Genomic DNA, 20,867 nt, shown 5'->3' with positions numbered 1-20,867 from the left:
TTCGTGGAGCCCGCACTCTTTCGAGTCCTTGCTTTTGGCTACAGCCGGGCTACGCCCTTAACTTTGCTTCGCAAAGTTAGCTTCCGCCGAAGCCGGGACGGAACGCAGATTGCCTTCGTGCAATCCGCATTCCTTTGTGTCCCGGCTTTCCCACCACCACCGTCCCGCGCGCACGTCCTCGCCCGCGCGTACCGCACGCGTGCAGGGCTCGCAGCCGATGCTGGGATAGCCCTTGGCGTGCAGGTCGTTGACCGGCACGTCGTGGCGCTTCAGGTAGGCCCACACTTCGGCCTCGCTCCAGTCCGCCAGCGGGTTGAACTTGGGGATGCCGCGGGCTTCGTCCAGTTCCTCGAACGGCAGCTCGGCACGCGTCACGGCCTGCTCGCGGCGCTGGCCGGTCAGCCAGGCATCGGCGTGCGACAGCGCGCGGTTGAGCGGCTCGACCTTGCGGATGCCGCAGCACGACTTGCGCGCGTCGATGCTGTCGTAGAAGCCGTTCAGCCCGTGCTTCTTCAAATAGTTCTCGACCGCCTCGGCATCCGGCGTGAACTGCTCGATGGTGTAGCCGTAGCGCGCCTGCACCTTGTCCAGCACCGCCAGGGTCTCGGCGTGCAGGCGCCCGGTCTGCAGCGTGAACACGCGGATGCCCGCGCGCACCGCCTCGCTGCCGCGCAGGATCGCGTCGGTCAGCACCATGTCCTCGGCCGCCAGGCTCGAGGCAAAGCGCGCGCGGAAATAGCGGCCGGCGATGCCCGCCAGGCGCCCGGCCAGCTCGCGCTCTTTCTGCTCCAGCGCTTCGATGCTGCCGGTGTACTCCGGCGCGACCCACAGCGCGGGCGGCCGCAGCCCCGACACCGCGCCGGCGCCGGCTTCCGCCACCACCGCGATCTCGCTCAGCACGGTGCTCATGCCGCTTCCTTCGGCTGCGCACCGACTTCGGCGCGCGCGCGGCGGAACAGCGGCAGCGGCTCGTCGACCGAAGCCTGGTAGGTCACGGTGAACTCGGTAAAGCCCTTGATGGCGTCGTCGATGTTCTTGTCGGCGCGCACCGCGAAGGCGTCGAAGCCGCAGCGCTTCATGAAGTTGAGCTGGTCGCGCAGCACGTCGCCGATGGCGCGCAGCTGGCCTTCCCACTTGTAGCGGGTACGCAGCAGGTAGGCCGTGGAGAAGCCGCGGCCGTCGCGGAACACCGGGAAGTCCACCGCCACCAGCGACACGCGCTCGAAGTACGCGGCAGCGTCGCCCGGCTCGTCTTCCGGGGCCAGCCACACGCCGGTGCGGGACGCGTCGCGGCCGGCCAGCAGCGCTTCATTGGCCTTCCACACCGACAGCGGGAACAGCACCGCGTCCTGGCCCTGCACGGCAGCGGCGATGCGCTCTTCGGTCAGCGGTTGCTCTTCCGTGGCGCGCAGCACGGTCCAGTTGTCTTCGACGATCACCGGGGTGACGTTGGCACTGCCGGTTGCATCCTGGCGTTGCAGTTGAATGATCTTTGCCATGTTCAGTCTCTCCGGTCCTCAGGCTTCGGCGCGTTCGCGCGGTTGCTTGTCGGCATAGACGCGCTCCTTGAACGGGGCGATGCCGATGCGGGACAGGGTTTCGATAAAGCGCTCGTCTTCGATGCGGTTGGCGACGAAGGTGTCGATGATGCGGCTTACCACGTCGGGCATTTCCTCGGCGCTGAACGACGGGCCGATCACCTTGCCCAGCGCGGTCTGGTTGCCCTGCGCGCCGCCCAGCGTGACCTGGTACCACTCCGAACCGTCCTTGTCGACGCCCAGCACGCCGATATTGCCGACGTGGTGGTGGCCGCAGGCGTTGATGCAGCCCGAGATGTTCAGCGAGATCTCGCCCAGGTCATAGACGTAGTCGAGGTCGTCGAAGCGGTCCTGGATCGCCTGCGCGATCGGGATCGACTTGGCGTTGGCGAGCGAGCAGAAGTCGCCGCCGGGGCAGGCGATGATGTCGGTCAGAAGGCCGATGTTGGGCGTCGCCAGGCCGGCCTTCCGGGCTACTTGCCACAACGCGTACAGGTCCTGCTTCTTCACGTCGGGCAGCACCAGGTTCTGCTCGTGCGCGACGCGCAGCTCGCCGAAGCCGAACTGGTCGGCCAGGTCGGCCACGGTTTCCATCTGCGCGTCGGTGGCGTCCCCCGGCGGCGAGGCCAGGCCCGGCTTGGTCGACAGCGTCACCGCGGCGTAGCCGGGCACCTTGTGGCCGTGCACGCTGCGGCTGACCCAGCGCGCGAAGGCCTTGTCCTCGAGCAGGTGCTTTTCGTACGAGGCATCGGTGTCGGCCAGCTTCTCATACGCGGGCGGCGCGAAGTACTGCGCCACGCGGTCGAATTCGGCCTGCGTCAGCGTGGCCGGACCGTCCTTGCTGTGCTGCCATTCTTCCTCGACTTCCTGGGCGAACTTGTCGGCGCCGATCGCCTTCACCAGGATCTTGATGCGGGCCTTGTACTTGTTGTCGCGGCGGCCATAGCGGTTGTAGACGCGGATCGCCGACTCGATGTAGGTCAGCATGTGCTGCCACGGCAGGTCGTCCTTGATGATCGTGCCCAGGATGGGGGTACGGCCGAGGCCGCCACCGGCCAGGATGCGCAGGCGCGTTTCGCCGTCGGCATTCTTGTAGGCATAGACGCCGATGTCGTGCATCTGCACCACGGCGCGGTCGTCGGCCGACGCCGAGATCGCGATCTTGAACTTGCGCGGCAGGAAGGCGAATTCCGGCTGGAACGTGCTCCACTGGCGCAGCAGCTCGGCCAGCACGCGCGGATCCACCGACTCGTCCGGCGCCACGCCGGCGAAGTGGTCGGTGGTGATGTTGCGCACGCAGTTGCCCGAGGTCTGGATCGCGTGCATCTCGACGCTGGCCAGCTCGGCCAGCACGTCGGGCACGCGCTCCAGCTCCATCCAGTTGTACTGGATGTTCTGGCGGGTCGAAAAGTGGCCGTAGCCGCGGTCGTATTCGCGCGCGATATGGGCCAGCTTGCGCAGCTGCTTCGACGACAGCAGGCCGTACGGGATCGCCACGCGCAGCATGTAGGCGTGGCGCTGCATGTATAGGCCGTTCTGCAGCCGCAGCGGCAGGAATTCTTCCTCGGTCAGCTCGTCCGCCAGGCGGCGGCGCACCTGGTCACGGAACTGGGCGACGCGCTCGGCGACGATGCGCTGGTCATATTGGTCGTACTGATACATGGCGGGGTCCGTTCAGTATTCGTTGAATTCAGGAGACGAGCTTGATCGCGACCAGCGTCAGCGTGGTCGCCAGGGCGGCGCGCACCAGCCGCTCGGGCAGCGCCCGCGACAGTTGCGCGCCCAGCCAGATGCCGGGGATCGAACCCACCAGCAGCGCCAGCAGCAAATTCCAGTCGACCGTGCCGAGCCACACGTGGCCCAGCCCGGCCAGCGCCGTCAGCGGGACGGCGTAGGCAATGTCGGTGCCGGCCACTTCGGCCGGCTTCATGTGGGGATACAGCAGCAGGATCAGCGTGGCGCCGACCGCGCCGGCGCCGATCGACGAGACCGTGACCAGCACGCCGATCACCGCGCCGACGATGACGGTGGCAACCACCTGCCTGCGGCCATGCAGCTGGAAACGCGGGTTGCGTTCCAGCCAGGCCAGCATCTGGCGGCGGAACAGCAGCGACAGCACCGTCAGCAGCACCGACACGCCGATGGTCACGCGGATCGCATGCAGCCACCGGCCGTCGAGTTCGCCGGCGCTCTTCAGCACCAGGATGGCGGCGACCGCCGCCGGCAGGCTGCCGATGCACAGGCGCCGCACCACCTGCCATTGCACGTGGCCGTGGGCGCGATGCGCGATGGTGCCGAAACCCTTGGTGATGGACGCGAAGGCCAGGTCGGTGCCGACCGCGGTGGCGGGCGAGAAGCCGAACAGCAGCGTCAGCAGCGGCGTCATCAGCGAGCCCCCTCCCACGCCGGTCAGTCCGACGAGGACGCCTACGAACAGACCGGAAAAGGTATAGGCCAGGGACATGGGGGACTCGGTGTGGCGTGGCCCGCGGATCTCGCCGTGGAACTGGCCGCGGCGAGAAGGCGCACCGAGGGCAGGCCGTTCATTAACAAAGTTCGAGAATCGTAATAAACTGGCCTCATACCTCAAACTAATAAGAAGTTGTTTGTTTATACGAACGCAGATATATGAACTTGCACCAGTTTCGCTTCGTGCGGGAAGCCGTCCGGCAGAACTACAACCTGACCGAGGCCGCTAAAGCGCTATATACGTCACAACCTGGCGTATCCAAGGCCATCATCGAGCTGGAAGAAGAGCTGGGGGTCGATATCTTCACGCGCCACGGCAAGCGCATCCGCAGCCTGACCGAGCCGGGCCGCCGCATCCTCAGCTCGGTCGAGAAGATCCTGCAGGAGGTGGAAAGCCTGAAGCGGGTCGGCATGGACTATGCGGCACAGGACCAGGGCAACTTCACCATCGCCACCACCCATACCCAGGCGCGCTATGCGCTGCCGCGCGTGATCAGCGAGTTCACCAAGCGCTATCCCAAGGTGCGGCTGTCGATCCAGCAGGGCAACCCGGCCCAGATCGCCGACATGCTGCTGCATGACCAGGCCGACATCGGCATCGCCACCGAAGGCATCTCCAGCGACAAGAACCTGGTGTCGCTGCCGGGCTACCAGTGGACCCATATGGTGATTACGCCGCCCGAGCACCCGCTGCTGGAGAAGAAGCACCTGGCGCTGGAAGACCTGATGGGATACCCGCTGATCACCTACGATGCCAACTTCGCCGGGCGCACCAAGATCGACAAGGCCTTCGCGCTGCGCCACCTGGCGCCGGACATCGTGCTCGAGGCCATCGACGCGGACGTGATCAAGACCTATGTGGAAATCGGGCTGGGCGTGGGCATCGTCGCCGGCGTCGCCTATGATGCCGAGCGCGACCGCAACCTGCGCGGCATTGCCGCCGGGCACCTGTTCGGCAGCAACGTGACCCACCTGGCCGTCAAGCAGGGGGCCTACCTGCGCAGCTTTGTCTACACCTTCATCGAACTGTTCTCGCCGACGCTCAACCGCAAGCTGGTCGAGCAGGCCATGTCCGGCGAACACGAAGCCTACGAACTCTGAGGCGGCACGGCTGCCGCCCTTCTATATAAGAAAACCGAATTGCACGATGCCTGCCCTGCACATCCCACCCTGCCGCCCGGAGGTCCTGTGAGCGACCTGCCCCGCATCCACTGGACCGAAAACGGCGTCGAGCACAGCGCCGCCTGGCGCTCCGAGGCCGGCCTGCCGCCGCCGCGGCGCGTCGTTGTCGCCGACGACACCACCAGCGCCGATACTGCCTACCGCCTGGCCTGCGAAGGCACCGCGCTGCTGTGGCGGGGCGATTTCCAGAACGCGCGCCAGTTGCTGAACGCACTGGCCCGCCGCACCGAGCGCAAGCCCAAAAAGGCCGGCCGCCCCGGCGCCAAGGCCCGCGACAAGGGCCAGGCCGCGTCGCCCACCGAGGCCTTCCACCTGCACCGGCTGGCGCAGTCGCAGCGCGCGCGCACGCTGGGCATGCTGCTGCTGCCGTTCGAGGCCGGCCACCAGATCCCGCTGCGCCGCGCGCCCGATGTGCATGACGCCTGCGAGCAGGTCTACGGCCCGGCCACGGAGCCCTACGTGGCCTCGCTGCGCGAGCTGCTGGGCATGATCGGCGCGTTCGAGTGGCGCAGGAAGGGCGTGGAGATCCCGGCGCTGGCAGACCGCATCCACCCGTGGTACGGCGTGTTCTCGCCGGTGCGCGGCGAGTACGTCGACCTGGTCGCGGCCGAGCCGCTGCCGGCGCAGACGCTGGCCTTCGATATCGGCACCGGCACCGGCGTGCTGGCCGCGGTGCTGGCCCGCCGGGGCGTGCAGCGCGTGGTGGCCACCGACCAGGACCCGCGCGCGCTGGCGTGCGCGCGCGAGAACATCGCCCGGCTCGGCTATGCCGCGCAGGTCGACGTGATCGAGGCCGACCTGTTCCCCGCCGGCCGCGCGCCGCTGGTGGTATGCAACCCGCCGTGGGTGCCGGCGCGGCCCAGCTCGCCGGTCGAGCGCGCCGTCTATGACCCCGACAGCGCCATGCTGCGCGGCTTCCTGCAAGGGCTGGCGGAGCACCTGGAACCCGGTGGCGAGGGCTGGCTTCTGCTGTCCGACCTGGCCGAGCACCTGGGCCTGCGCCAGCGCGAGGAACTGACGGGCTGGATCGAGGCGGCGGGGCTGAAGGTGCTGGGCCGCTCCGACATCCGCCCGCGCCACCCGCGCGCGGCCGACGCGGCCGACCCGCTGCACGCGGCGCGCTCGGCCGAAGTGACCTCGCTCTGGCGCCTGGGCGTGCGCTGATGCCGCCGCGGCGGGGCCACGGTGCCCCGCCGGCCGAGTTCGGCTATCCTTTGCCGTCACATATAAGAACGGAGGAGACCATGCTGAAGCTGCCCCTGCGCCCCCTGCTGCTGGCCGGCGCGCTGTTCGTCGCCGGCGCCGCGCAGGCCGACATCCGCGTCGGCATCGACGTGTCCACCACCGGGCCGGCCGCCTCGATCGGCATCCCATCCAAGAACACCGTGCTGATGTGGCCGCAGACGCTGGGCGGCCAGAAGGCGCACTACATCATCCTGGACGACGGCACCGACCCGGCCGCCGCGGTGCGCAACGTGCGCAAGCTGATCTCCGAGGAAAAGGTCGACGTGATCGTCGGCCCCAACATCACCCCCACCGCCATCGCCGCGCTCGATGCCGTGGCCGAGGGCGAGACCCCGATGGTGGCGCTGGCCGCCTCGGCCGCCATCGTCGAGCCGCAGACCGACGCCAAGCGCCGCTGGGCCTTCAAGATGCCGCAGAACGACTCGCACATGGCCACCGTGCTGACCGAGTACATGAGCAACCACGGCGTGCGGACGGTCGGCTTCATCGGCTTTGCCGATGCCTACGGCGAAAGCTGGTGGCGCGAGTTCTCGAAGCTGGCCGAGCTGCGCAAGATCCGGGTGGTGGCCAGCGAACGCTTCTCGCGCAACGACACCTCCGTCACCGGGCAGGTGCTCAAGCTGATGGCGGCCAACCCGGACGCGATCCTGATCGCCGGCGCCGGCACGCCGTCGGTGCTGCCGCAGAAGACGCTGGGCGAGCGCGGCTACAAAGGCAAGGTCTACCAGACCCACGGCATTGCCACCTGGGACTTCCTGCGCATGGGCGGCAAGGACGTCGAAGGCACGCTGTTCCCGACCGGGCCGGTGGTGGTGGCGCGCCAGCTGCCCGAGAGCCACCCGGTGCGCAAGGTGGCGCTGGACTTCGTCAACCGCTACGAAGCCAGGTACGGCGCCGACAGCGTGACGCAGTTTGCCGGCGATGCCTGGGGCGCGTGGATGCTGCTCGACGACGCCGCCCGCCGCGCGCTCAGGAGCGGCGCCCAGCCCGGCACGCGCGAGTTCCGCGCGGCCATGCGCGACGCGCTGGAAACCACCACCAATCTCACCATCCCCAACGGCGTGATGAACCTGAACCCGAAGGACCACCAGGGCTTCGACCAGCGTTCGCGCGTGATGGGGGTGATCCGCAACGGCAAGTTCGCCTATGCGGGCGACAAGTAGCCCCGCATCAATGCAACAACGCATCACGAAAGGAAGCCTGGCATGAGTACCACTCCCACCCCCGTCACCGTCGCCTTTATCGGCCTGGGCGCCATGGGCTCGCACATGGTGCGCCGCCTGCTGGCCGCCGGCCACACCGTGCGCGCCTTCGTGCGCCGCCCGGAAGCCGCCGAGGCTGCGCGCGCGCTGGGGGCAGCACCGTTCTTCACGCCCGCCGAGGCGGCGCGCGGCGCCAGCGTGGTCTTCACCAACGTGACCTCGTCCGAAGACGTGCGCGAGGTGCTGCTGGGCGCGCAGGGCGTGATCCACGGGGCCGCGCCGGGCACCATCTGCGTCGACCACAGCACCATCTCGCCCATCGTCACGCGCGAGATCGCCGCGGCGCTGGAAGCGCGCGGCATCGAGGCGCTCGACTGTCCGGTGTCGGGCGGCACCATGGGCGCCGAGGCCGGCACGCTGACCATCATGGTCGGCGGCAAGGCCGAGATGCTGGAACGCGTGCGCCCGCTGCTCGAGCGGCTGGGCCAGACCATCACCCATATCGGCGACCATGGCGCCGGCCAGGTGGCCAAGCTGTGCAACCAGATCGCGCAGGTGGTCAATATCGAAGGCATTGCGGAAGCGATGCGCTTTGCCGCCGCGCAGCAGGTCGACACCGGCCGCGTATTCGAAGCCATGGCGAGCGGCATGGCCGGCAGCCGCATGCTCGACCTGATGGGCCCCAAGATGGTGGCGCGCAACTTCGCCGCCGGCATCGAGGCGCGGCTGCACGACAAGGACTTCGGCCTGGCGCGCGATATCGCCGAGGAAATCGGCCTGGCGCTGCCGGCAATGCAGGCCACCTCGGCGCAACTGCGCGCGCTGATGGCCAAGGGCTGGGGCAAGGACGATACCTCGTCGCTGCTGCGCGTGCTGGAGGACTGAGGCCCGGCGCGAGCCGGCGGTCAGCGCTCCAGCAGCCGCAGCACCGCTTGCGTCAGCGCGCCGTCCGCCCTGACCAGGCTGTCCAGCACGTTGAAGTGATGGCAGTCCGGCAGCACCAGGTCGCTCGCCGCCGGATGCGCCACCTTGGCCGGCCACGCCGCGCGGATCAGCGCATGCTGGCGGTGGTATTCGGCCGCCTCCAGCTCACCCACCGCGATCGCCAGCGGTGCATCGTCGGCCGGCGCCATGTACGCGGGCGACAGTCGCGCGACATCGGCCTCGGACAACTTCAGGTCGCACTGCAGGAAGGCCGCGCGCCGCAGCGGCTCCAGGTCGTACAGCCCGCTCACGGAGAGCCCGCCGCGGACCAGTCCTGCAGGCAGGTCGGCACCGACCTGCGGCCAGCGCGCGGCCATCAGCATCGCCACCAGGTGGCCGCCCACCGAATGCCCTGCCACGTACAGCCGCTGCGCGTCATGGCCCAGCCGGTCCGCCTGCCGGTACAGCCAGGCCACGCTGCGCAGCACCTGGTGCACGATGTCCGGCACCGTCGCCGCCGGCACCAGCGTGTAGTTGACCACCGCCACCGACACCCCCAGCGCCGGCAGCGCGCTGGCGACGAAGCTGTGGTCGTGCTTGTCCAGCGCGCGGTAATAGCCGCCGTGCACGAACACCAGCAGCGGCGGCAAGGCGCCGTTGGCGCGCTGCGCGGGAAAGTAGTCCAGGGTCTCGCCTGACGCATGGCGCGCGTCCGCGCCGGCATAGCTCAGGTCCGCAAGGTACTGGCCGCGCGCGCGCACCTGCGCGGACCACTGCGCCCAGCGCGCCAGATGCGCCGGGTTGTCCGGCACATTGGCGCGGTTGTTGTACTCGCGGTCATAGAAGGCGGGGTCCTGCGAAGGCAGGCTGGCAAGGCGCGCAAGCAAGTCTGGGTCGGTCATGGCGGTCGGGGTCGGCGCAATCGGTACGGTTGGCGGGCGCAGGACTGGTCGCCATGCTACCGGATTTGCGTGACCCGGGGCCGGCCCGGCGCCGGTTGTCCGGTGGCGGGATTTCCGGCATAATCCCCGGCTCAGCCCGGCATCGGTTCCGATGCCGTCACACCTGCCCGGGTGGTGAAACAGGTAGACGCAGGGGACTCAAAATCCCCCGCCGGAAGGCGTGTCGGTTCGAGTCCGACCCCGGGCACCATCACAAGAACTTCCGAAAACAAGATCTTCCGAAAATCCGGATAGCCGGAAGATAGCCCATGCCCCGCACCGGGGGATTTTCATCAGGTTGTAGCCAGGTACATTTTCGGTACCGTGACGTGGCGCGAGCCGCACTCTGATGACGACATGAGTATTCCGGGCAAATGGCGCGAGCCCTCGCAAAGCCCGCCAGCGGAATGCGCCATGCTCAGACCTCGATGTCGTCGAGCTTGTGCGCCTCGCCGCGCGTGGCCCCCACCATGACGACCATGCGGTCATCCCGCGTGCCGACAGTGATATAGCGCGGCTTGGGATAGCGTTCCCGAGTGTCTTCGCCATTGAATGAAATGCGTGCCTGCGAAAACCTCGAAGGCGCGCCCAAAATCGAGCCCGCGTTCGCCAGGGGTCTTGTCTCGCTTGGCGGGATCGAATTCGATGATCACCGGATTACTTGTACTTACAAATATAAATGGCCGGCGAGGGTGTTTTGTACGCGCCAACTAAGCCGTGCAACACCAGCCGGGTCGGTCACATCGCTGATACCCGCAATGCCTTCCGGCCGACGTTTCAAGGTATGTCGGACAGCGCCCACTGGTGCCCCGGGGCGTGGCTTCCTATGCTAGGGCATTGCCATCCCATCAACCCCGGAGCGACCATGAGCCGACTGACCCTATCCGCCCTCGCCTGCGCCACCCTGCTGGCGGGCTGTGCCGGCGCCAACATGGAAAGCCTGACCCAGGCCGGCGGCAGCCTGTTCACCGCCGCCACGCTGTCGGACAGCAACGTCAAGACGCTGTCGGACCAGTCCTGCGCCGAGATGGACAAGAAGAACACCATCGCGCCGGCCGGCAGCACCTACGCGCGGCGCCTGGCCACCGTCATGGGCGGCCTCGGCAATACCGGGCTGCCGCTCGATGCCAAGGTCTACATGACCAAGGACATCAATGCCTGGGCCATGGCCAACGGCTGCGTGCGGGTCTACAGCGGGCTGATGGACCTGCTCAGCGACGACGAGGTGCGTGGCGTGGTCGGCCACGAGATCGGCCATGTGGCGCTGGGCCACACCAAGGCGGCAATGCAGGTGGCCTACACCGCGGCCGCGGCGCGCGGCTTGCTGGGGTCGACCGGCATCGCATCGCTCACGGCGCTGTCGTCGTCGCAGATCGGCGCGCTGGCCGAGCAGTTCGTCAACGCGCAGTTCTCGCAGCGCCAGGAAACCGCGGCCGACGACTATTCCTTCGACCTGCTGACGAAGAACGGTGCCAACCGCCAGGCGCTGGCGTCGGCGTTTCGCAAGATGTCGACACTCGACGGCGGGCAATCGAGCATGCTGAGTTCGCACCCGGGTTCGCTCGAGCGCGCCAAGCATATCGAAGCGCGCCTCGCCGGCGCGCGCTGAGCGCGGCGCAATGCGCTGGTGCCCGCCCCTGCCGCCGCACCCGTCCGGGTGAGGCGGGCCCTCCTTCCGGCGGGGATGCGCGCGCATCGCGGCGCCATGCGCCTCCACCGCGCTGCGCAGCCGCGCCCTCCCTGGCGCGCATTGTTGACTGCGCTTAATTCACCGACAAAAGCTTTCACTACGCCCGCCCCGGCGCGGCAGAGATAATTCCTCTCGCTGCCTCGACACGGCCATGCCGTCGCACGTGTTGCCCGCGTGCCGACACCGCAAACGGCCAGCGTCGCCATGATCGCCCCAGCGCCCAGGGCCGGTGCGCCGCATCACGCGGCACCTGCGCGTGCGGCGCTTGCGAGGCCGAACCCCAGCGCCCCCACGCCCGGATGCCACAACTCGCCCAACCTGCCTCACTCGTTCCAGGAGCCTTCGATGGACTGGTTGCATGAGATTTTCCAGAAGTCGCCCGAATCCGCGCTGTTCCTGTCGCTGGCGGTCGGCTACGCGATCGGCAAGATCACGTTCGGGCGGTTCCAGCTGGGCGGCGTGGCCGGCTCGCTGCTCGCCGCGGTGGTGATCAGCCAGTTCGGCGTCGAGATCGACAACGGCGTCAAGGCGGTGATGTTCGCGGTCTTCATCTACGCGGTCGGCTATGAAAGCGGCCCGCAGTTCTTCAACTCGCTGAACCGCAGCTCGCTGCGCGAGATCGCCATGGCGGTGTTCATGGCGGTGTGCGGCCTGGTCACGGTGGTGGTGCTGGCCAAGCTGTTCCATCTCGACAAGGGCCTGGCCGCGGGCCTGGCCGCCGGCGGCATGACGCAGTCGGCCATCATCGGCACCGCGGGCGACGCCATCACCAAGCTGGGCCTGCCGCCCGACCAGGTCAAGACCCTGCAGGCCAACGTCGCGATCGGCTATGCGGTGACCTATGTATTCGGCTCGCTCGGCGCCATCATCGTCTGCGTCAACATCCTGCCGCGTTTCATGAAGGCGGACCTGAAGACGGATGCCAAGAAGGTCGAGGCCAGGCTTAACGGCGGCCTGCCCCAGTACGGTCCGGGCCAGCGCGGCGCGCTGCCGCGGCTGGTCGGCCGCCTGTATCGCGTCAACGATGCTTCCGGACAGACCGTCGCGCAGCTCGAGATGGGCGGCGAGGACCTGGTCACCGTGGAAAAGGTGCAGCGCGCCGGCAAGCAGCTCGACGTCACGCAGGACCTGGTGCTGCAGCACGACGACCTGGTGCTGCTGGTCGGCCGTCGCGATGCCATCGTGCCGGCGGCCGCGCAGATCGGCGAGGAAGTCGCCGATGCCGACGGCATGGGCGCGGTGATGCAGTCGCGCAACGTGGTGTTCACCGCCAAGGGCATGAACAACAAGACCGTGGCGGAGATCGTCGAGATGGTCGGGCGCGACATGCGCCACGGCGTCTATATCGAGCGCATCGAGCGCTATGACCACCCGCTGCCGCTGCTGCCCGAACTGAAGCTGCAGCACGGCGACATCCTCACGCTGTATGGCACCCCGGCCGACACCAAGCGCGCGGCGGGGATGGCCGGCTACGAGCTGGTGCCCAGCGAGAAGACCGACTTCGTCTACTTCGGCGCCGGCGTGCTGGTGGGCCTGCTGATCGGCCTGCTGGTGTGGCGCATCGGCTCGATCCCGCTGACGCTGGGCGCGGGCGGCGGCGCGCTGCTGTCCGGCCTGGTGTTCGGCTGGGCCCGGTCCAAGCACAAGATGTTCGGCGCCATGCCGACCGCCGCGTGCCAGTTGCTGAAGGACTTCGGGCTGGCCGCGTTCGTCGCCATTGTTGGCATCAACTCGGGCTTGCAGGCCGTGTCCACGCTGCGCCAGAGCGGGCTGACCATCTTCATCCTGGGCGCGGTGGTGACGTTGCTGCCACTGTTCCTGACGATGCTGTTCGGCCGCTACGTGCTCAGGTATGACAACGCCGCGCTGCTGGCCGGCGCGCTGTCCGGCTCGCGCAGTGCCAACCCGGCCTTCGGCGGCATCCTCGACAAGGCCGAAAGCCCGGTGCCGACCGTTCCCTTCGCCATCACCTACGCCCTCGCCAACGTGCTGCTGACCCTGCTGGGGCCGCTGGTGGTGGGCCTCGTATAGGCCTTCCCTGCCATTCACGCTGCCCGGGCCGCCATCTGCCATGGCGGCCTGCCAGCCCAACGACAAGCGTCTAAACAGGAGCAAGTCATGAGCAAAGTCGATATCTCCAAGCTGGCCAGCCTGTCCCCGTTCGAGCTGAAGGATGAGCTGATCAAGCTTGCCAGCAGCGACGCAGAACGCCTGATGCTCAATGCTGGCCGCGGCAATCCCAACTTCCTCGCCACCGTGCCGCGCCACGGTTTCTGGCAGCTGGGCCTGTTCGCCATGCGCGAATCGGAGCGTTCGTTCTCTTACATGCCCGAAGGCGTGGGCGGCTTTCCGCGCCGCGATGGCATCGAGGAACGCTTCGACCTGTTCGCGCGCGAATTCGCCGACACCCCGGGCGTGAAGTTCCTGGCCGGCGCGGTGTCGTACGTGCGCGACCAGCTCGGCCTGAACGCCGGCGACTTCCTCTACGAGATGTGCGAGGGCATCCTCGCCTGCAACTATCCGGTGCCGGACCGCATGCTGAAGCTGTCCGAGACCATCGTCGGCCAGTACATCCGCAAGGAGATGATCGGCGCCCATCCGTTCATCGGCGACTTCGACCTGTTCGCGGTCGAGGGCGGCACCGCGGCGATGACGTACCTGTTCAACACCATCCGCGAAAACCACCTGCTCAAGGCCGGCGACACCATCGCGCTCGGCATGCCCATCTTCACGCCGTATATCGAGATCCCCGAGCTCAACGACTACCAGCTGGTAGAGCTGTCGGTCGACGCCGATCCCGAGTCGCGCTGGCAATACTCGAAGAAGGAACTCGACAAGCTGCGCGACCCCAAGGTCAAGGCCTTCTTCCTGGTCAACCCGAGCAACCCGCCGTCGGTGCGCATGAGCGACGAGAGCCTGGAATACCTGGCCTCGATCATCGAAGAGCGCCCCGACCTGATCATCCTGACCGACGACGTCTACGGCACCTTTGCCGACAACTTTGTCTCGCTGTTCGCGATGTGCCCGAAGAACACCATCCTGGTGTATTCGTTCTCCAAGTATTTCGGCGCGACCGGCTGGCGCCTGGGCGTGATCGCCACGCACCGCGACAACATCTTCGACTTGCAGATCGGCAAGCTGCCCGATGCGCAGCGCCAGCAGCTGAACAAGCGCTACAGCTCGATCACGACCGAGCCGGAGAAGCTCAAGTTCATCGACCGCCTGGTCGCCGACAGCCGCACCGTGGCACTGAACCACACGGCCGGCCTGTCGACCCCGCAGCAGGTGCAGATGGTGCTGTTCTCGCTGTTCTCGCTGATGGATACGCCGGACAACTACAAGAACGCGATGAAGCGGCTGATCCGCAGCCGCAAGGCCGCGTTGTACCGCGAGATCGGCATTGCGCCGGAGAGCGACGACCCGAACGCGGTCGACTACTACACGCTGCTCGATATCGAACAGCTCGGCGGCAAGGCGATCGGGCCGGAATTCGTCAAATGGGTGATGGAGGCGGTCGAGCCCAACGAGTTGCTGTTCGAGCTGGCCGACGAGGCCGGCGTGGTGTTGCTGCCGGGGCGCGGCTTCGGCACCCGCCATCCGTCCGGGCGGGTCTCGCTGGCGAACCTGAACGAAGCGGACTACGCCAAGATCGGCCGCTCGATCCGCAAGCTGTTCGAATCCTATGTGGAAAAGTACAACGAGGCCACCGGCGACACGGCCAACAAGCACGTGGTGAAGAAGTAGGCCAGCACCGGCGTGCCCGGGGCCCGGCATCGCGCCGGGCCTCTTTTTTTTCCCGCTGTGTCTCAGCGGGACTCGACGAATTCCAGCACCGTCGCCAGCATGCCGCGCAGCGCCGGCTGCAGCGCCGTGGCCAGCGCCTGGTCGTAGGCGAACGGATACACCTCGCTCATGTAGGCGCACTGCGACAGCTCCAGCTGCACCGCGTGCACGCCCTCGGCCGGCTTGCCGTATTGCCGCGTGATATAGCCACCCTTGAAGCGGCCGTTGAGCACCGCGGTATGGCCCGGTACCGCGCTGGCCTGTTCCAGCAGCTGGCCGGCGAGCGCGGCGTCGCAGCTGTCGCCGTTGGCGGTGCCGAGGTTGAAGTCGGGCAGCTTGCCGTCGAAGAAGCGCGGCAGCAGCGAACGGATCGAATGCGCATCCCATAGCGCGACCGTGCCGTGCTCGGCCTTCAGACGTGCCAGCTCGTCGGCCAGCGCCTGGTGGTACGGGCGCCAGATCGCGTCGCGGCGCGCGGCGATCTCGGCGTCGTCGGGACCGCTGCCATCGGCATAGAGCGGCGTCTTGTCGAAGGTGTCGACCGGGCACAGGCCGGTGGTGTCCTGGCCGGGATACAGGTTGGCGTTGTCGGGCGGGCGGTTCAGGTCGACCACGTAGCGCGAGTGCGTGGCCGCCAGCACCGACGCGCCGAGTTCGCGGGCGAAGTCGTACAGGCGCTCCAGGTGCCAGTCGGTGTCGGGCACGGTGCGGGCCTCGGCGGTCAGGCGCTGCGAGACCGATGCGGGCAGGTGCGTGCCGACATGCGGCATCGATACCAGCAACGGGCGCGTGCCCCGGTGCAGGGTGAAGGCGGGGGTATCGGTGGAAAAGGACATGGTGGTTGCGATGCAGTGGGCGTGCGCCCGGTTTCAGTCGGCCAGCAGGCTGGCGCGCGCCGCGATGAACAGGCGCCCGGCGTCCGCCTGCAGCGGATGCGCGCCATGCTGCACGCGGCTGCGCCCGGCGGTGCGGACTTCCGCTAGTGTCTCATGGCCGTGGCAGGCGAACACGTGCGTGGCCAGTGCCTGCGGCCCGTCGAGTCCCGCCAGGGTCGGATGCGCGCCGTCCAGCACCACGAAGTCGGCCTGCTGGCCCACTGCCAGTCCGGCCACCGCGCGGCCCGATGCCCGTGCGCCGCCGGCCACCGCTTCCAGGTACAGGCGGTCCGCCACCTGCGCGTGGGTGTCGGAGGCGAGCACGTTGCGCCGCTGCAGGCCGAGCCGCTGGCCGTATTCGAACAGCCGCAGCTCCTCCGCCACGCTGACGCTGGCATGGCTGTCCGAGCCGATGCCCCAGGCGCCCTGCTGCGCCAGGTAGGGCGCGGCCTCGAACACGCCGTCGCCCAGGTTGGCCTCGGTGGTCGGGCAGATGCCGGCCACGGCGCCGCTGTGCGCGAGGCGCCGGCGCTCGTCCCAGTCCATATGGGTGGCATGCACCAGGCACCAGCGCGCATCGACGTCGACATGGTCGAACAGCCACGTCACCGGGCGCGTGCCCGACCACGCGATGCAGTCGTCGACCTCCTTCTGCTGCTCGGCGATATGGATATGGACCGGGGCCTGCGCGTCGAGCGCGCGCAGGCCGGCCAGGGCATGCACCAGGCTTGCCTCCGGCACCGCGCGCAGCGAGTGCGGTGCCAGCCCCAGGCGCGCGCCGGACTGCGCGCACGCCGGTTGCAGCCGCTCCAGCAGTCTCAGCATCGCATCGGTGTCATGCAGGAAGCGCCGCTGCCCTTCCAGCGGCGGCTTGCCGCCAAAGCCCGCGCTCTGGTACAGCACCGGCAGCAGCGTCATGCCGATGCCGGTGCGCTGCGCCGCGCGCAGCAGCCGCAGCGACATCTCGGCGGCATCGGCATAGGGCCTGCCGCCTTCGTCGTGATGCACGTAGTGGAACTCGCACACGCTGGTATAGCCGGCGCGCAGCATCTCGATATAGAGCTGCGTGGCGACCGCCTCCAGCGTGTCGGGCGAGAGCCGCTGCGCGAAGCGGTACATCAGCGTGCGCCAGCTCCAGAACGAGTCGGCGCCGGCCGGATCGTCGCCCTGCGGGCGGCTGCGGAATTCCGTCAGGCCGGCGAAGCCGCGCTGGAACGCATGCGAATGCAGGTTGGGCATGCCCGGCAACACCGGGCCCGCCGCCTGCGGCACGCCGGCGGCAGGCGCCGCGCCGGCCTGCACGGCGGTAAAGCGCCCGTGCTCGTCCCAGGCCAGCAGCACGTCGCGGGACCAGCCTTCCGGCAGCAGCGCGAACGGCGCGAACAGTTGCGTGGCGCTCATGCCGTGGCTCCCGCGCCGGCATGGACGCGACCCTGGCGCACCACCGTCGCGACCGGATTGCGGCCGAACCAGTAAGCCAGCTCGGCGGGCGAATCGATGCGCCACAGCGCGAAATCGGCCGCCCGTCCCACTGCCAGCCGCCCATGACGATCGGCGGCGCCGAGCGCGCGCGCCGCGTGCGCGGTCACGCCGGCGAGCGCTTCGGGCACCGTCAGGCGGAACAGCGTGCAGGCCATATTCATCATCAGCAGCAGCGAGGTCACCGGCGAGGTGCCGGGATTGTGGTCGGTCGAGATCGCCATCGGCACGCCGTACTGGCGCAGCAGCGCGATCGGCGGCAGGTTGGTGTCGCGCAGGAAGTAGTAGGCGCCCGGCAGCAGCACCGCGACCGTGCCGGCTTCGGCCATCGCGGCCACGCCGGCTTCGTCGAGATGCTCGAGATGGTCGGCCGAGAGCGCGCGGTGGCGTGCCGCCAGCGCGGCGCCGCCGAGGTTGCTGAGCTGCTCCGCATGCAGCTTGACGCGCAGGCCGTGACGCGCGGCGGCGTCGAACACGCGCTCGGTCTGCGCGATCGAGAAACCGATCGACTCGCAGAAGGCATCGACGGCATCGACCAGGCCCTCGTCGGCCAGCGCCGGCAGCATGGTGTTGCAGACCAGCTCGATATAGTCGTCGGCCCGGCCGGCGTATTCCGGCGGCAGCGCGTGCGCGCCGAGGAAGGTGGTATGGACCGAGACGCCGAAATGCTCGCCCAGCCGGCGCGCCACGCGCAGCTGCTTGCGTTCGGATTCCAGGTTCAGTCCGTAGCCGGACTTGATCTCGATGGCGGTGACGCCCTCGGCCAGCAGCGGCTGCAGGCGCGCCGCGGCCTGTGCGAACAGCGTGTCTTCGTCGGCGCCGCGCGTGGCGCGCACCGTCGACACGATGCCGCCGCCGGCGCGTGCGATCTCCTCATAGCCGGCGCCGGCCAGGCGCATGGCGAACTCGTCGGCGCGCTGGCCGCCGTAGACCAGGTGCGTGTGGCAATCGACCAGCCCCGGCGTGATCCAGGCACCGTTGCCGTCATGGCGCGGCGCGCCGCGCCAGGCCTCGGGCAACTCCGCTGCCGCGCCGAGCCAGGCGATGCGCCCGTGCTCGACCACCAGCGCGGCATCGCGGAGCGCCTGCGCGGGATCGGCGTCGGGCAGCAGGTGGCAGTTGTGCCAGACACCGTCCGCGCTGGATGCGGCGGATACAGAGGTCAGCGTCATTGAGCGGGCTCCATTTCCAGGGTGACGCACAGGCACAGCGCCGCGTCACCGGCGGGTTCAAACGCAAGGGTCGATGCGGAGGCGGCGGCGCCAGCCAGCAGGCCGTCGCCCGCTTGCAGCAGCGTGGTCGCGTCCTTCGCCTGCCAGGCACCGCTGACGGCCAGCAGGCACAGCGTCTGGCTGCCGGTGCTGACCGCAAACCCTGCGCGGAACGCCGCGACCCGCGCACGGCAGTGTCCGCGCCGCGTCATCACGTTGAAATCGCGCGTGGCGCCGTCGAGCAGCGTCGCCTGCAGGCTGGTATCGCCGGAAAACGCGAATGGCTCGCCGACACCGGCCAGGCGATGGCTGAAGCTGCCGTCGTCCGCGCGCAAGGTCACGCCCGCGCCGTCGAGCAGCACGATCTGGCGATCGATGCCCGGGAACGCCGAGAACGGGCCATCGCGTTCGATATCGGCGACGCTCAGGCGCCAGACAAAGTCATCCATGCCCGCACCCGGCGGCCACACGGCGATCTCGCGCGTGTTGCCGCCGCCGTTCTTCCAGCGCGTGGGCGCGATGTCGGCCAGCGCGAAGGATTGAAGCAGCGCCGGGCTCATACGCCCTTCACCATCGGCAGGTCCAGGCCCTTTTCGTGCGCGCAGGCGAGGGCGAGGTCATAGCCCGCATCCGCATGGCGCATCACGCCGGTGGCCGGATCGTTCCACAGCACGCGCTCGATGCGCTTTGCCGCCGCATCGGTGCCATCGCACACGATTACCACGCCGGAATGCTGCGAGAAGCCCATGCCGACGCCGCCGCCATGGTGCAGGCTGACCCAGGTGGCACCGCCGGCGGTGTTCAGCAGCGCGTTCAGCAGCGGCCAGTCGGACACCGCGTCGGAGCCGTCGCGCATGGCTTCGGTCTCGCGGTTGGGCGACGCCACCGAGCCGCAGTCCAGGTGGTCGCGGCCGATCACCACCGGCGCCTTCAGCTCGCCCGACTTCACCATCTCGTTGAAGGCCAGCCCGGCGCGATGGCGCTCGTCCAGCCCCACCCAGCAGATCCGCGCCGGCAGGCCCTGGAAGGCGATGCGGTCGTGCGCCATGTCGAGCCAGCGGTGCAGGGACTTGTCCTCCGGGAACAGCTCCTTCATCTTGGCGTCGGTCTTGTAAATGTCTTCCGGGTCGCCCGACAGCGCGACCCAGCGGAACGGCCCCTTGCCGCGGCAGAACAGCGGACGGATATAGGCCGGCACGAAACCGGGGAAATCGAAGGCGTTCTGCACGCCTTCGTCGAAGGCCACCTGGCGGATGTTGTTGCCGTAGTCGACCGTCGGCACGCCCATCTTCTGGAAGTCGAGCATCGCTTGCACGTGCCTGACGATAGAAGGACGCGCGGCGGCTTCCACCGACTTGGGATCGCGCTGGCGTGCGTCTTCCCACTGCGCGACGGTCCAGCCTTGCGGCAGGTAGCCGTTGACCAGGTCATGCGCCGAGGTCTGGTCGGTGACGATATGCGGGCGCATGCCGCCGTCCTGCGCGCGCCTGGCCAGTTCCGGCACGATGTCGGCGGCGTTGCCGAGCAGGCCGACCGAGATCGCCTCCTTCTTTGCCGTGGCCTCGGCGATCATCGCCAGTGCTTCGTCGAGCGTGGTGGCCTTCTTGTCGAGGTAGCGCGTGCGGATGCGGAAGTCGATGCGCGATTCCTGGCATTCGATCGCCAGCACGCAGGCACCCGCGAGCACGCCCGCCAGCGGCTGCGCGCCGCCCATGCCGCCGAGGCCCGCGGTCAGGATCCATTTGCCAGACAGGTCGCCGCCGTAGTGCTGGCGGCCCGCCTCGACAAAGGTCTCGTACGTGCCCTGCACGATGCCCTGGGTGCCGATGTAGATCCAGGAGCCCGCGGTCATCTGGCCGTACATCATCAGGCCGGCGCGATCGAGTTCATTGAACTTGTCCCAGGTGGCCCAGTGCGGCACCAGGTTGGAGTTGGCGATCAGCACGCGCGGCGCATCGGCGTGGGTGCGGAACACGCCCACCGGCTTGCCCGACTGCACCAGCAGCGACTCGTCTTCACCGAGGCGGCGCAGGCTGTCGAGGATGGCGTCGAAGCATTCCCAGTTGCGCGCGGCCTTGCCGATGCCGCCGTACACCACCAGGTCCTGCGGGCGCTCGGCCACGTCGGGGTCCAGGTTGTTCTGGATCATGCGGTAGGCGGCTTCGATCAGCCAGTTCTTGCAGTGCAGCTGGGTTCCGCGCGGCGCGCGGATCTCGCGCTGGCCGCGTTGCAGGGATTGGGATTCGGGAGCGTTCATGTGTTGTTCTCCTTTTGGGATGGCGCTGGTGTCGCGATTGGTTTCTGGTGCCGCCTGGTACGTTAGCGGGA

17 protein-coding genes and 1 tRNA gene are annotated in these 20,867 nt (G+C 68.4%); 8 read left to right on the top strand and 10 right to left on the bottom strand.

The window, feature by feature from the left end; all coding sequences use genetic code 11:
- Positions 1 to 57: 57 nt before the first annotated feature.
- The 4 genes from A3AG_RS31985 to A3AG_RS0124955 are packed head-to-tail and all read right to left on the bottom strand — an operon-like array spanning position 58 to position 4,002.
- Positions 58 to 909, bottom strand: coding sequence for a phosphoadenylyl-sulfate reductase (locus A3AG_RS31985; protein ID WP_018008022.1), 852 nt, complete (start codon positions 907 to 909; stop codon positions 58 to 60).
- Entirely contained in the window at positions 906 to 1,499 is a 594-nt protein-coding gene (locus A3AG_RS0124965) for a DUF934 domain-containing protein (protein WP_018008021.1), read from the bottom strand. The genes A3AG_RS31985 and A3AG_RS0124965 overlap by 4 nt, the downstream gene beginning before the upstream one ends.
- Positions 1,500 to 1,517: 18 nt before the next feature.
- Positions 1,518 to 3,200 (bottom strand): nitrite/sulfite reductase, encoded by a 1,683-nt coding sequence (locus A3AG_RS0124960; protein WP_018008020.1) that lies wholly within the window; start codon positions 3,198 to 3,200, stop codon positions 1,518 to 1,520.
- 28 nt (positions 3,201 to 3,228) lie between these two features.
- Complete coding sequence (locus tag A3AG_RS0124955) at positions 3,229 to 4,002, bottom strand: sulfite exporter TauE/SafE family protein (RefSeq protein ID WP_018008019.1); 774 nt, start codon at positions 4,000 to 4,002, stop codon at positions 3,229 to 3,231.
- 164 nt (positions 4,003 to 4,166) lie between these two features.
- Between A3AG_RS0124955 and A3AG_RS0124950 the strand changes: the two genes are divergently transcribed.
- The 4 genes from A3AG_RS0124950 (at position 4,167) to A3AG_RS0124935 (ending at position 8,521) form a co-directional block, all read left to right on the top strand.
- The gene (locus tag A3AG_RS0124950) at positions 4,167 to 5,108 is read left to right on the top strand and encodes a CysB family HTH-type transcriptional regulator (RefSeq protein WP_018008018.1); all 942 of its coding nucleotides are present in this window, start codon (positions 4,167 to 4,169) and stop codon (positions 5,106 to 5,108) included.
- 87 nt (positions 5,109 to 5,195) lie between these two features.
- Positions 5,196 to 6,353, top strand: a complete 1,158-nt coding sequence (locus tag A3AG_RS0124945) for a methyltransferase (RefSeq protein WP_018008017.1) — start codon at positions 5,196 to 5,198, stop codon at positions 6,351 to 6,353.
- Between the two features lie 80 nt (positions 6,354 to 6,433).
- Positions 6,434 to 7,597: an ABC transporter substrate-binding protein gene (locus A3AG_RS0124940; protein WP_018008016.1), complete on the top strand. Its 1,164-nt coding sequence runs from the start codon at positions 6,434 to 6,436 to the stop codon at positions 7,595 to 7,597.
- A gap of 42 nt (positions 7,598 to 7,639) precedes the next feature.
- On the top strand, positions 7,640 to 8,521 hold the full coding sequence (locus A3AG_RS0124935; protein WP_018008015.1) for an NAD(P)-dependent oxidoreductase: 882 nt from the start codon (positions 7,640 to 7,642) through the stop codon (positions 8,519 to 8,521).
- 20 nt (positions 8,522 to 8,541) lie between these two features.
- Here A3AG_RS0124935 and A3AG_RS0124930 read toward each other — a convergent pair whose 3' ends face one another.
- Positions 8,542 to 9,462 (bottom strand): alpha/beta hydrolase, encoded by a 921-nt coding sequence (locus A3AG_RS0124930; RefSeq protein WP_018008014.1) that lies wholly within the window; start codon positions 9,460 to 9,462, stop codon positions 8,542 to 8,544.
- A 165-nt stretch (positions 9,463 to 9,627) separates the two neighbouring features.
- Here A3AG_RS0124930 and A3AG_RS0124925 point away from each other — a divergent pair.
- The 4 genes from A3AG_RS0124925 to A3AG_RS0124905 all read left to right on the top strand — a co-directional run bounded on the left by A3AG_RS0124925 (position 9,628) and on the right by A3AG_RS0124905 (position 14,935).
- A tRNA-Leu gene (locus A3AG_RS0124925) sits at positions 9,628 to 9,712 on the top strand.
- Between the two features lie 654 nt (positions 9,713 to 10,366).
- Positions 10,367 to 11,110, top strand: coding sequence for a metalloprotease LoiP (gene loiP / locus A3AG_RS0124915; RefSeq protein WP_018008013.1), 744 nt, complete (start codon positions 10,367 to 10,369; stop codon positions 11,108 to 11,110).
- A 426-nt stretch (positions 11,111 to 11,536) separates the two neighbouring features.
- Positions 11,537 to 13,222, top strand: a complete 1,686-nt coding sequence (gene aspT / locus A3AG_RS0124910) for an aspartate-alanine antiporter (RefSeq protein WP_018008012.1) — start codon at positions 11,537 to 11,539, stop codon at positions 13,220 to 13,222.
- Between the two features lie 87 nt (positions 13,223 to 13,309).
- On the top strand, positions 13,310 to 14,935 hold the full coding sequence (locus A3AG_RS0124905; RefSeq protein ID WP_018008011.1) for a bifunctional aspartate transaminase/aspartate 4-decarboxylase: 1,626 nt from the start codon (positions 13,310 to 13,312) through the stop codon (positions 14,933 to 14,935).
- 62 nt (positions 14,936 to 14,997) lie between these two features.
- On the opposite strand, the gene hutG is transcribed toward A3AG_RS0124905, so the two are convergent.
- Genes hutG through hutU form a run of 5 tightly spaced genes read right to left on the bottom strand, consistent with a single transcriptional unit; the run spans position 14,998 to position 20,796 of the window.
- A complete protein-coding gene (hutG, locus tag A3AG_RS0124900; RefSeq protein ID WP_018008010.1) occupies positions 14,998 to 15,810 on the bottom strand; it encodes an N-formylglutamate deformylase in 813 nt (270 codons plus the stop codon).
- Between the two features lie 33 nt (positions 15,811 to 15,843).
- Positions 15,844 to 17,250 (bottom strand): formimidoylglutamate deiminase, encoded by a 1,407-nt coding sequence (locus A3AG_RS0124895; protein ID WP_018008009.1) that lies wholly within the window; start codon positions 17,248 to 17,250, stop codon positions 15,844 to 15,846.
- Positions 17,247 to 18,500: an imidazolonepropionase gene (hutI, locus tag A3AG_RS0124890; protein ID WP_018008008.1), complete on the bottom strand. Its 1,254-nt coding sequence runs from the start codon at positions 18,498 to 18,500 to the stop codon at positions 17,247 to 17,249. The genes A3AG_RS0124895 and hutI overlap by 4 nt, the downstream gene beginning before the upstream one ends.
- Positions 18,497 to 19,099 carry a HutD/Ves family protein gene (locus A3AG_RS0124885; protein WP_018008007.1) on the bottom strand — a complete coding sequence of 201 codons (603 nt, stop codon included), beginning with the start codon at positions 19,097 to 19,099 and terminating at the stop codon, positions 18,497 to 18,499. Before A3AG_RS0124885 ends, hutI begins: the two co-directional genes overlap by 4 nt.
- Positions 19,096 to 20,796 (bottom strand): urocanate hydratase, encoded by a 1,701-nt coding sequence (hutU, locus tag A3AG_RS0124880; protein ID WP_018008006.1) that lies wholly within the window; start codon positions 20,794 to 20,796, stop codon positions 19,096 to 19,098. Before hutU ends, A3AG_RS0124885 begins: the two co-directional genes overlap by 4 nt.
- Positions 20,797 to 20,867 lie beyond the last annotated feature (71 nt).

Source organism: Cupriavidus neocaledonicus, assembly GCF_000372525.1.
Taxonomy (GTDB): domain Bacteria; phylum Pseudomonadota; class Gammaproteobacteria; order Burkholderiales; family Burkholderiaceae; genus Cupriavidus; species Cupriavidus neocaledonicus.
This window is presented reverse-complemented; position numbering and strand designations above follow the sequence as displayed.

Excerpts from the sequence above, each read along its gene's own strand:
- loiP (WP_018008013.1), top strand. The coding sequence starts at position 10,367 with ATGAGCCGACTGACCCTATCCGCCCTCGCCTGCGCCACCCTGCTGGCG.
- A3AG_RS0124940 (WP_018008016.1), top strand. The coding sequence starts at position 6,434 with ATGCTGAAGCTGCCCCTGCGCCCCCTGCTGCTGGCCGGCGCGCTGTTC.
- A3AG_RS0124935 (WP_018008015.1), top strand. The coding sequence starts at position 7,640 with ATGAGTACCACTCCCACCCCCGTCACCGTCGCCTTTATCGGCCTGGGC.
- hutG (WP_018008010.1), bottom strand. The coding sequence starts at position 15,810 with ATGTCCTTTTCCACCGATACCCCCGCCTTCACCCTGCACCGGGGCACG.
- A3AG_RS0124905 (WP_018008011.1), top strand. The coding sequence starts at position 13,310 with ATGAGCAAAGTCGATATCTCCAAGCTGGCCAGCCTGTCCCCGTTCGAG.
- A3AG_RS31985 (WP_018008022.1), bottom strand. The coding sequence starts at position 909 with ATGAGCACCGTGCTGAGCGAGATCGCGGTGGTGGCGGAAGCCGGCGCC.
- A3AG_RS0124955 (WP_018008019.1), bottom strand. The coding sequence starts at position 4,002 with ATGTCCCTGGCCTATACCTTTTCCGGTCTGTTCGTAGGCGTCCTCGTC.
- A3AG_RS0124930 (WP_018008014.1), bottom strand. The coding sequence starts at position 9,462 with ATGACCGACCCAGACTTGCTTGCGCGCCTTGCCAGCCTGCCTTCGCAG.
- A3AG_RS0124950 (WP_018008018.1), top strand. The coding sequence starts at position 4,167 with ATGAACTTGCACCAGTTTCGCTTCGTGCGGGAAGCCGTCCGGCAGAAC.
- hutI (WP_018008008.1), bottom strand. The coding sequence starts at position 18,500 with ATGACGCTGACCTCTGTATCCGCCGCATCCAGCGCGGACGGTGTCTGG.
- A3AG_RS0124895 (WP_018008009.1), bottom strand. The coding sequence starts at position 17,250 with ATGAGCGCCACGCAACTGTTCGCGCCGTTCGCGCTGCTGCCGGAAGGC.
- A3AG_RS0124885 (WP_018008007.1), bottom strand. The coding sequence starts at position 19,099 with ATGAGCCCGGCGCTGCTTCAATCCTTCGCGCTGGCCGACATCGCGCCC.
- A3AG_RS0124960 (WP_018008020.1), bottom strand. The coding sequence starts at position 3,200 with ATGTATCAGTACGACCAATATGACCAGCGCATCGTCGCCGAGCGCGTC.
- hutU (WP_018008006.1), bottom strand. The coding sequence starts at position 20,796 with ATGAACGCTCCCGAATCCCAATCCCTGCAACGCGGCCAGCGCGAGATC.
- A3AG_RS0124965 (WP_018008021.1), bottom strand. The coding sequence starts at position 1,499 with ATGGCAAAGATCATTCAACTGCAACGCCAGGATGCAACCGGCAGTGCC.
- aspT (WP_018008012.1), top strand. The coding sequence starts at position 11,537 with ATGGACTGGTTGCATGAGATTTTCCAGAAGTCGCCCGAATCCGCGCTG.